Annotated in this window: 10 protein-coding genes, 2 tRNA genes and 1 pseudogene; 12 read left to right on the top strand and 1 reads right to left on the bottom strand. The window is 39.4% G+C overall.

Features of this window, described 5'->3' with window-relative positions:
- Nucleotides 1-29: 29 nt before the first annotated feature.
- A tRNA-Val gene (locus ACFIL8_RS02700) sits at nucleotides 30-105 on the bottom strand.
- A gap of 173 nt (nucleotides 106-278) precedes the next feature.
- On the opposite strand from ACFIL8_RS02700, the gene ACFIL8_RS02695 reads away from it, so the two are divergent.
- From ACFIL8_RS02695 to nuoK, 12 genes and pseudogenes are all read left to right on the top strand, one after another.
- Nucleotides 279-355: transfer RNA gene (locus ACFIL8_RS02695), tRNA-Asp, on the top strand.
- A 297-nt stretch (nucleotides 356-652) separates the two neighbouring features.
- A complete protein-coding gene (locus ACFIL8_RS02690; RefSeq protein WP_005773599.1) occupies nucleotides 653-1,018 on the top strand; it encodes an NADH-quinone oxidoreductase subunit A in 366 nt (121 codons plus the stop codon).
- Complete coding sequence (locus ACFIL8_RS02685; protein ID WP_375606831.1) at nucleotides 1,009-1,590, top strand: NuoB/complex I 20 kDa subunit family protein; 582 nt, start codon at nucleotides 1,009-1,011, stop codon at nucleotides 1,588-1,590. Before ACFIL8_RS02690 ends, ACFIL8_RS02685 begins: the two co-directional genes overlap by 10 nt.
- 14 nt (nucleotides 1,591-1,604) lie before the next feature.
- Nucleotides 1,605-2,216 carry an NADH-quinone oxidoreductase subunit C gene (locus ACFIL8_RS02680; protein WP_375613458.1) on the top strand — a complete coding sequence of 204 codons (612 nt, stop codon included), beginning with the start codon at nucleotides 1,605-1,607 and terminating at the stop codon, nucleotides 2,214-2,216.
- 121 nt (nucleotides 2,217-2,337) lie between these two features.
- The gene (locus ACFIL8_RS02675) at nucleotides 2,338-3,528 is read left to right on the top strand and encodes an NADH-quinone oxidoreductase subunit D (RefSeq protein ID WP_375613457.1); all 1,191 of its coding nucleotides are present in this window, start codon (nucleotides 2,338-2,340) and stop codon (nucleotides 3,526-3,528) included.
- A pseudogene (gene nuoE / locus ACFIL8_RS02670) lies at nucleotides 3,528-4,218 on the top strand (NADH-quinone oxidoreductase subunit NuoE). The gene ACFIL8_RS02675 and the pseudogene nuoE overlap by 1 nt, the downstream one beginning before the upstream one ends.
- A gap of 129 nt (nucleotides 4,219-4,347) precedes the next feature.
- Nucleotides 4,348-5,652 (top strand): NADH-quinone oxidoreductase subunit NuoF, encoded by a 1,305-nt coding sequence (nuoF, locus tag ACFIL8_RS02665; RefSeq protein WP_375613456.1) that lies wholly within the window; start codon nucleotides 4,348-4,350, stop codon nucleotides 5,650-5,652.
- A 68-nt stretch (nucleotides 5,653-5,720) separates the two neighbouring features.
- Nucleotides 5,721-7,790: an NADH-quinone oxidoreductase subunit NuoG gene (gene nuoG, locus ACFIL8_RS02660; protein WP_375613455.1), complete on the top strand. Its 2,070-nt coding sequence runs from the start codon at nucleotides 5,721-5,723 to the stop codon at nucleotides 7,788-7,790.
- Between the two features lie 21 nt (nucleotides 7,791-7,811).
- Nucleotides 7,812-8,858, top strand: coding sequence for an NADH-quinone oxidoreductase subunit NuoH (gene nuoH / locus ACFIL8_RS02655; RefSeq protein ID WP_375632259.1), 1,047 nt, complete (start codon nucleotides 7,812-7,814; stop codon nucleotides 8,856-8,858).
- 14 nt (nucleotides 8,859-8,872) lie between these two features.
- The gene (nuoI, locus tag ACFIL8_RS02650; protein ID WP_273723184.1) at nucleotides 8,873-9,364 is read left to right on the top strand and encodes an NADH-quinone oxidoreductase subunit NuoI; all 492 of its coding nucleotides are present in this window, start codon (nucleotides 8,873-8,875) and stop codon (nucleotides 9,362-9,364) included.
- Between the two features lie 94 nt (nucleotides 9,365-9,458).
- The gene (locus ACFIL8_RS02645; protein WP_375611880.1) at nucleotides 9,459-10,079 is read left to right on the top strand and encodes an NADH-quinone oxidoreductase subunit J; all 621 of its coding nucleotides are present in this window, start codon (nucleotides 9,459-9,461) and stop codon (nucleotides 10,077-10,079) included.
- A gap of 14 nt (nucleotides 10,080-10,093) precedes the next feature.
- On the top strand, nucleotides 10,094-10,402 hold the full coding sequence (gene nuoK / locus ACFIL8_RS02640; RefSeq protein WP_273791275.1) for an NADH-quinone oxidoreductase subunit NuoK: 309 nt from the start codon (nucleotides 10,094-10,096) through the stop codon (nucleotides 10,400-10,402).
- The last annotated feature ends 4 nt before the right edge of the window (nucleotides 10,403-10,406 follow it).

Below are 10,406 nucleotides of genomic sequence, written 5' to 3'. Positions count from 1 at the left end.
CAAAAACTTAATAGGAATATAAAGCTATATGGTGGGCGATGAGAGACTCGAACTCCCGACATCCTCGGTGTAAACGAGGCGCTCTACCAGCTGAGCTAATCGCCCAATGCAATGATCAGCAATTGAATGGAGACTATTTAAGGAAGAATTTTTCTAAACGCAAGAATAAAGATGGGATTTGATAATTTTTTTTTAAAATGCAGAATCCTTCTTGACATAAACGCATGAACCCCTTACACGACCGCTTGTACCAAATTAAATTGGTTCGAAAAAAATGCGCGGGTGTAGCTCAGTTGGTTAGAGTGCTGGCCTGTCACGCCGGAGGTCGCGGGTTCGAGCCCCGTCACTCGCGCCATTTCGTGATTCCTTATGAAATTTCCTTTTTAAAATATCCATATGCTATGAGTAATGTGGTGGAGTGTTTGATTGGGAATAGATATGTTTTTTCTTTCTTTTTATATGGTTTATAAGAATAGGGCTTGCGTCTTTCTTTGCTCTGCGTTACCTATGCCGATAAGAAAAGTATCGCTCTGTATGCCTTAGAAGCAGTATGAATAGAGTTAATAGAGCGATTGTTAAATTTGTCTGTTTGGTCTCGCAATATTGAATCATTGTGTTAAACTCAGGCATTTCGTTACGATGGAAGAGGGTTATGGCTTATTTATTGAGCTCTTATTTGCCAGTCTTGATTTTCATTATTGTGTCAGCGGTTATTGCTGGAGTTTTGTTGATTACACCTTACATTGTAGCATATCGTTCCCCCGATCCTGAAAAATTATCGGCTTATGAATGTGGGTTTAATTCATTTAGTGATGCACGCATGAAGTTTGATATTCGTTTCTATTTGGTATCAATTTTATTTATTATTTTTGATCTTGAAGTTGCATTTCTTTTTCCTTGGGCTGTTTCATTCGAATCAATAGGTATGTTTGGCTTTTGGTCGATGATTGTGTTTTTAGCGATTTTGACTATTGGATTTATATATGAATGGAAAAAAGGAGCCCTTGAATGGAATTAAGATCTAATAATTCAACGATTGAGGCTCCAAAACCAAAAGGAATCATTGATCCAAATACTGGTGGGCTGATAGGATCTGACGATAAGTTTTTTCGTGATATCAATGCTGAATTATCAGATAAGGGTTTTTTAGTTACCTCGGCAGATGCTTTGATTACTTGGGCACGTACCGGTTCTTTAATGTGGATGAGTTTTGGTTTGGCTTGTTGTGCTATCGAAATGATGCAATGCTCAATGCCTCATTATGATAATGAGCGTTTTGGATATGCACCACGAGCTTCACCCCGCCAGTCAGATGTGATGGTGGTGGCAGGTACTCTGACAAATAAAATGGCTCCTGCTTTAAGAAAAGTGTACGATCAGATGCCAGAGCCACGTTATGTGATTTCTATGGGATCATGTGCAAACGGTGGGGGATATTATCATTATTCCTATTCAGTAGTGCGGGGATGTGATCGTATCGTGCCTGTCGATATATATGTCCCAGGGTGTCCACCTACAGCAGAGGCATTATTATACGGCATATTGTTGCTACAGAAAAAAATCCGTCGTACCGGATCCATAGAGCGATAGAGAGTTTTCTTGTCATGGTGGATGAAACATTGGTTGAGCTTGCTGCTTATTTGGAAAACAAATTAAAAAATAAGCTTGAAGAGACTGTTCTTGCTTTTGGTGAATTGACCATTGTGGCACGTCTTGATGCAATTATCGATGTCTTAATGTTTGTTCGTGATGATTCTCGCTGTCAATTTATTAATCTTACAGACATTAGTGGTGTGGATTATCCTTCTCGCGATAAGCGCTTTGATGTTTCTTACCAATTGTTATCTCCTCGTGAGAATTTACGCTTACGTGTAAAAGTTCGTACAGATGAAAATACTCCTGTTGCTTCAGCTTGTACGGTTTATCCTGGCGCAGAGTGGTATGAACGTGAAACGTATGATATGTATGGGATTTTATTTTCAGGACATCCGGATTTGAGACGGATTTTAACAGATTATGGGTTTGAAGGATATCCTTTACGCAAAGACTTTCCTGTGACAGGATTTGTTGAATGCCGTTATGATAATGAAGCAAAGAGGGTGATTTATGAGCCTGTTGTTTTGCGCCAAGAGATGCGTAATTTTGATTTTCTTTCTCCTTGGGAAGGAGGACAGTATACTTTGCCATGTGATGGGAAAGCAGATGAAAAAAAATAATATTGGTTTTGATAAGGCATTATATTAGGGTACTGTATTTCTTAAATAATTAAATATTTTTTAGCGTGATAGATTTTTTTGATATTTGATATGAAGTTTTTTAAAAAGCAAGGGGTTGATTGTGGCTGAGGTCAATGTTCGAAACTTTAATATCAATTTTGGTCCGCAGCATCCTGCCGCGCATGGGGTTTTGCGCATGGTTCTGGAGCTGGACGGTGAAGTTGTTGAGCGTGTAGATCCACATATTGGGTTGTTGCATCGCGGTACTGAAAAATTAATGGAAACAAAGACTTATCTCCAAGCTGGTCCTTATCTAGATCGTTTGGATTATGTTGCTCCTATGAATCAGGAACATGCTTTTGTTCTTGCTATTGAAAAGTTATTAGATATAAAAGTTCCTAAAAGAGGGCAATTAATACGTGTTTTGTTTTCTGAAATTGGGCGTATTCTTAATCATTTGCTTAATGTAACGACACAGGCAATGGATGTTGGTGCTTTAACACCACCGCTTTGGGGATTTGAGCAACGTGAAAGATTGATGATTTTTTATGAGCGTGCCTGTGGTGCTCGTCTTCATGCAAATTATTTTCGTCCTGGTGGCGTGCATCAAGATTTACCAGAATCTTTAGTTGAAGATATTGGTGATTTTATTGATCCATTTCTTGTTTCTCTCGGAAAACTTGATGCGCTTGTGACCCCAAATCGGATTTTTAAGCAGCGTAATGTGGATATTGGCGTTGTAAGTATTGATGAAGCTTGGGCACGCGGTTTTTCTGGGGTTATGATTCGTGGAGCTGGTGTTCCATGGGATTTGCGTAAAAGTCAGCCTTATGAATGTTACGATGAAATGGAATTCGATATTCCTATAGGTAAAAATAGCGATTGTTATGATCGCTATCTTATTCGTATGGAAGAAATGCGTCAATCAGCGAAAATTATGCGCCAATGTGTGGAGCGTTTACTGAGTACTGAAAAAAATGGACCAGTTTCGAGCTTGGATCGCAAAATTGTACCACCGACGCGGAGTGAAATGAAAAGCTCGATGGAAGCACTGATTCATCACTTTAAACTCTATACGGAAGGTTTTCATACACCTCCTGGAGAAGTATATGTTGCTGTGGAAGCTCCGAAGGGTGAGTTTGGTGTTTATCTTGTTTCTGATGGAACCAATAAGCCTTATCGTGTCAAGTTGCGTGCTCCTGGGTTTGCTCATCTCCAAGCTATGGATTTTTTAACCAGAGGTCATATGTTAGCAGATGCTACAGCTATTTTGGGTTCGATTGATATTGTTTTTGGGGAGGTTGATCGCTAATGTCCGTACGCCGTCTTGCAGATGATGTTTATCAGCCCGCTGAGTTTTCTTTTACAAAAGAAAATCAGATATGGGTAAAAAATACCATAAAAAAATATCCTGCAGGGCGTCAGCAGTCTGCTGTAATTCCATTATTAATGCGTGCTCAAGAGCAAGATGGTTGGGTGACACGTGCTGCGATTGAGCATATTGCTCAGATTCTTTCCATGGCTTATATCCGTGTCTTAGAAGTTGCTACTTTTTATACTCAGTTTCAGCTTAAGCCTGTTGGAACAAAAGCGCATATTCAAGTTTGTGGTACAACGCCTTGTATGTTACGTGGTTCTGATGAATTGATTAAAGTTTGTCAGAAAAAAATTCATCATGAACCTTTTGCGACCAATCAGGATGGAACCTTATCATGGGAAGAGGTGGAGTGTCTTGGTGCTTGTGTGAATGCTCCGATGGTTATGATTTTTAAAGATACTTATGAAGATCTTACAGCTGAACGCCTTGAAGAAATTATTGATGCATTTGAAGCAGGTAAGGGTTCTGAGATAGAGGTTGGTCCGCAAAATAGTCGTAAATCGTCGGAACCGATTAGTGGTTTAACTTCTCTTATTGATGATGAGAAAGAAAAAAAGATCTCTCAAGTCTTCACCAAAAAAGGATAAGGAAAGAATGGGGAACATAATTAAGTATTTTTCTTGAGAAAATATTTTATTATTCTACCCATGATGGCAACATTTAACGAAAAGTAAGAAATCTTGAAAAGATATTTAAAAATTGCATTTGAGGAAAAGCGGAAAATGCTATGGGTGATAGAAAAAAAGGTGGGGTATGCTAGCTGATAAAGATCGTATCTTCACCAATATTTATGGTTTAAAAGACAAATCATTAAAGGCTGCGATGTTGCGTGGGCATTGGAATGGTCTGAAAGAAATGATTGACAAAGGTCGTGATTGGATCATTGATGAAGTGAAGGCATCGGGTTTACGCGGTCGTGGTGGTGCTGGTTTTCCTACTGGAATGAAGTGGTCCTTTATGCCAAAGCAGAATGATGGACGTCCTCATTATTTGGTTGTCAATGCCGATGAATCTGAACCTGGAACTTGTAAAGACCGTGATATTTTACGTCATGACCCCCACACTTTGATTGAAGGATGTGCAATCGCTACTTTTGCTATGGGAGCCAATGTTGCTTTTATTTATATTCGTGGTGAATATATTCGTGAACGTGAAGCGCTTCAAGCTGCGGTTGATGAATGCTATGATGCGGGTTTACTTGGCAAAAAAACGAAATATGGGCATGCTTGTGATATTGTTATTCATCATGGAGCGGGTGCTTATATTTGTGGTGAAGAAACAGCTCTTCTTGAAAGTCTTGAGGGAAAAAAGGGACAACCTCGGCTTAAACCACCATTTCCTGCCAATATGGGGATTTATGGCTGTCCAACAACAGTAAATAATGTAGAGTCTATTGCCGTTGTTCCAACGATTTTGCGGCGGGGTGCTTCGTGGTTTTCATCAATCGGACGAGCAAATAATGTTGGAACGAAATTATTTATGGTTTCAGGGCATGTTAATGCACCTTGTACATTTGAAGACGCTCTTGGTGTTTCATTCCGTGAATTAATTGAAAAACATACGGGTGGTGTTCGTGGTGGATGGAATAATCTTTTAGCAGTTATTCCAGGGGGGGCTTCTTGTCCAGTCGTTCGTGGTGAGGATATGATCGATGCGATCATGGATTTTGATGGGATGCGAGATGTCGGGTCTTCTTTTGGCACAGGGGGAATGATTGTTATGGATAAATCAACCGATATTATCAAGGCAATTTGGCGTATAGCTGCTTTTTTCAAGCACGAGAGTTGTGGTCAGTGTACACCGTGTCGTGAGGGGACGGGATGGATGATGCGTCTTTTAGGGCGTATGGTTGAGGGAAGAGCGCAAAAACGCGAGATTGATCTTTTGTTTGAAGTGTCTAAACAGGTTGAAGGACACACTATTTGTGCGCTTGGTGATGCTGCCGCATGGCCTGTACAGGGGTTGATACGTAATTTTCGTCCAGAAATCGAGCGTAGAATTGATGAATACACGCGAAATGTAGTCCAAAGCAAAAATATTGCTTTAGAAGCGGTTTAATAAAGGATTTTGTTTTAAGAACGACCGAATGCAAATTTTAAGTGGGTTATCCGCAGGTTGGATGGGTGATGATAAATATCAAAGTTGATGGCAAAGAGATTGAAGTTCCTGATTACTACACGTTGCTTCAGGCTGCTGAGGCGGCTGGGGCAGAAATTCCACGTTTTTGTTTTCATGAATCTTTGTCAATTGCTGGAAATTGTCGTATGTGTTTAGTTGAGGTTAAGGGTGGTCCACCAAAACCTCAGGCTTCTTGTGCTATGGGGGTTCGTGATTTACGATTAGGGCCTAACGGTGAGGCACCTGAGATTTTTACCAATACACCGATGGTAAAAAAAGCACGTGAAGGTGTTATGGAATTTCTTCTCATTAATCATCCTTTGGATTGTCCAGTGTGTGATCAAGGGGGAGAGTGTGATCTTCAAGATCAAGCAATGCTTTATGGACGAGATTGTTCTCGTTATACAGAAAATAAACGTGCTGTAGAAGATAAATATATTGGACCTCTTGTCAAAACTGTTATGACACGGTGTATTCATTGTACACGGTGTGTTCGTTTTACAACGGAAGTTGCAGGTATTTCTGAGCTTGGTTTGATCGGTCGTGGTGAAGATGCTGAAATTACGACGTATCTTGAAAAAGCTATGACATCTGAATTACAGGGAAATGTTATTGATCTTTGTCCAGTGGGAGCTCTAACTTCAAAACCTTATGCGTTTCATGCCCGTCCGTGGGAATTGGTAAAAACGGAATCGATTGATGTGATGGATGCGCTTGGTAGTGCTATCCGTATTGATAGCCGCGGCCGTGAAGTTATGCGGATTATGCCGCGTACGAATGAAGATGTAAATGAGGAATGGATCTCTGATAAAACGCGTTTTATTTGGGATGGATTACGGACTCAGCGGCTTGATAAGCCATATGTACGCAAAGATGGAAAGCTTCAACCTGTCAGTTGGACAGAAGCTTTTGCAAAAATTAAAATGGTAATCTCTAAAATTTTTCCAGAAAAAATTGGAGCCATTGCGGGGGATCTTGCTTCTGTTGAAGAAATGTATGCCCTTAAAGCATTATTGAGTTCTTTGGGCTCAACGCTTTTTGATTGTCGTCAAAGAGGGGGGGCTTTATCGCCAGAGTTTGGGCGCTCGAGTTATATTTTTAATCCTACAATTGTAGGTATTGAACAGGCTGATGCACTGCTTATTGTGGGATCTAATCCACGTCATGAAGCAGCTGTTTTAAATGCGCGTATTTTAAAGCGCCAACGGATGGGCAATTTTCCTATTGCATTAATTGGAGAGAAAGTCGATTTACGTTATCCTTATTCTTACCTTGGATCTGGGAGTGATACATTAACGACACTTATTCGTGGAGAGGATGTTTTTTTTAATGTCTTAAAAGAAGCGAAGAGGCCCCTTATTCTTATCGGAGAGGGAGCGGTTTCAGGAAGTGAAGGTTTATCTGTTTTAAAAAGTCTTGCTAAATTAGCTGATAATATAGGTGCTCTTAGTGAGACATGGAATGGGTTTGGGGTTCTTCATAATGCAGCTTCGATTGTTGGAGGGTTGGACATAGGCTTTACTTCTAAGCTTGGGGTTGCAAATATACTTAAAACCTGTGAAGTTCTATTTTTGCTTGGTGCTGATGAAGTAGAATTAGCCAATACAAAAGCTTTTACAGTTTATATTGGGAGCCATGGTGATAATGGTGCACATGCTGCTGACGTTATTTTGCCTGCATCTGCTTATACTGAAAAATCAGGGCTTTATGTGAATACAGAAGGACGTGTTCAAATGACAAATCGGGCTGGTTTTGCTCCAGGTGAAGCAAAAGAAGATTGGGCTATTTTGCGTGCTTTATCGGATATTTTAGGACAAAAGCTCCCTTTTGATTCTCTTTCTCAATTAAGGCAATGCTTGTTTAATGATTATCCACACCTTTGTGCTGTTGATGATATAGTGCCTTCTGATATAAGTGGTCTTAAGGCGCTTGGTTCAAAAATGGTTTCTCTCGAGAGTCAAGCATTTACTTCTATGGTTAAAGATTTTTATTTAACAAATCCGATAGCACGTGCTTCTGCTGTTATGGCTGAATGTTCATCTCTTGCAAAAAACCGTGCTACACAAACAGTAAAGTAAGGCAAAGGAAAAGGAATAATGATGTATGATTTCTTTATGACTTGGCTGTTGCCATTACTCATTATAATCGGAAAAACACTTCTTCTTTTGGTCGTTCTTTTGGTCTTAGTTGCTTATCTTCTTTATGCAGATAGAAAAATTTGGGCAGCGGTACAATTGCGTCGTGGACCAAACGTTGTTGGACCATGGGGTTTGTTACAGTCTTTTGCAGATTTAATTAAATTTGTTGTTAAGGAGCCTATTATCCCTGCAGGTGCAAATAAGGGTGTTTTTCTTTTGGCTCCTTTTGTTTCAGCGACACTTGCTTTATCAACTTGGGCTGTTATTCCTGTCAATGAGGGTTGGGAGATTGCAAAGATTAATGTTGGCTTGCTTTATATTTTAGCCATTTCATCTCTTGAAGTTTATGGTGTTATTATGGGGGGATGGGCATCAAATTCAAAATATCCTTTCTTAGGAGCTCTTCGTTCGGCGGCACAAATGGTTTCTTATGAAGTTTCCATTGGTTTTGTGCTTGTGACTGTCATTTTAATAAGTGGTTCGTTAGATCTCACAACAATTGTTTTTAAACAAACGCACGGGCTTGGTACAACTCTTGGTCTTCCTTTTAACAGTTTTCTCGATTGGAATTGGTTGGTCCTTTTTCCAATGTTTATTATATTTTTTATTTCTGCGCTTGCAGAGACAAATCGTCCTCCATTCGATTTGGTGGAAGCAGAATCCGAACTTGTTGCTGGTCATATGGTAGAATATTCTTCAACGCCTTACATGCTCTTCTTTCTAGGTGAATATGTTGCGATTGTTTTAATGTGCGCATTAACAACCATTCTATTTTTAGGCGGTTGGCTGCCTCCCTTAGATGTTTGGTGGCTTAATTGGGTTCCTGGTATCATTTGGTTTGTTTTAAAAGTCTGTTTTGTATTTTTTTGGTTTGCTATGGTTAAAGCATTTGTTCCACGTTATCGCTATGATCAGCTCATGCGGCTTGGTTGGAAGGTTTTTCTTCCTCTCTCACTAGCAATGGTTGTGATAACTGCTGCTTTTTTAAAGTTTACGGATTTCGTTTAAGAGGAGATTTTACGATGTCAGGTTTTATTCAGGCGGCAAAGTCACTTCTTCTATTGGAATTTGTGAGTGCTTTTTTCTTAGCTATGCGTCAATTTTTTTCACCAAAACCCACGATTAATTATCCTTATGAAAAAGGTTTTGTATCTCAGCGTTTTCGTGGTGAGCATGCATTGCGTCGCTATCCAAATGGTGAAGAACGGTGTATTGCTTGTAAATTATGTGAAGCGATTTGTCCTGCTCAAGCGATTACAATTGAAGCTGGTCCACGGCGCAATGATGGTACACGTAGAACTGTCCGTTATGATATAGACATGGTTAAATGTATCTACTGTGGTTTTTGTCAAGAAGCCTGTCCGGTTGAGGCTATTGTCGAAGGTCCAAATTTTGAGTTTGCGACGGAAACACGTGAAGAACTTTATTATGATAAAGAAAAACTTTTATTGAATGGAGATCGCTGGGAGCGAGAAATTGCTCGAAATATATTGATGGATGCGCCTTATCGTTAAGTGTATCGTTAAATGAGGTGTCGGATATTTTTCCGATAAATTGTAATCTGGTATGAAGTTTATACCAATTGTTTGAATAATTAAGGAGAAGCCTATGCTAACAGATCTAGCGGCGGCATTTTTCTATTTGTTTGCTTTTATTATGCTAACAAGTGCAGTTATTGTTATTACAGCACGCAATCCAGTGCATTCTGTTTTGTTTTTAATCCTCGCATTTTTTAATGCAGCAGCTTTGTTTTTACTTGCAGGAGCAGAGTTTTTAGGGCTTATTCTGCTTGTTGTGTATGTTGGAGCTGTCGCTGTTTTATTTTTATTTGTCGTTATGATGCTTGACGTTGATTTTGCTGAGTTAAAGAGTGGAACTCTTCGGTATGCTCCTATTGGAGCTCTTATTGGTGTTATTATCGCTGTAGAATTGATTGTTGTTTTTATGAGTAGCTATTTTTCTCCAGTCTTGAGAACGCATGTTACGCAACCAATGCCAGATTTAGCGCAGCGAACAAATACACAAGCATTAGGTGATATTCTCTATACGGATTATGTTTTCTATTTTCAAATTGCTGGAATGATTTTATTGGTTGCAATGATTGGAGCTATTGTTTTAACACTTCGTCATAAATTAGGAGTAAAGCGGCAATCTATTGCGGAGCAAGTTTCTAGAACGGTAGAAAGTGCCATTGAAATCAAACAAGTTGAATCAGGCAAAGGTATGTAAGGGGGGCTATGCAGATGTATATTGATATTACACATTATCTCACTGTTTCTGCTTTGATGTTTACAATTGGTATTGCTGGAATTTTTCTCAACAGAAAAAATGTGATTATTATCTTGATGTCCATTGAGCTTATATTGCTTTCAGTTAATCTCAATTTTGTTGCATTTTCAGCATTTCTTCATGATCTCGTTGGTCAGGTATTCGCTTTATTTGTCTTAACCGTAGCAGCTGCTGAAGCTGCCATTGGTTTAGCAATTCTGGTCGTTTTTTTCCGTAATCGTGGTTCCATTGCGGTTGAAGATGTTAATGTAATGAAAGGCTAACCAG

The sequence above is a fragment of the Bartonella sp. AP57NXGY genome (genome assembly GCF_042195805.1).
GTDB lineage: Bacteria > Pseudomonadota > Alphaproteobacteria > Rhizobiales > Rhizobiaceae > Bartonella.
This window is presented reverse-complemented; position numbering and strand designations above follow the sequence as displayed.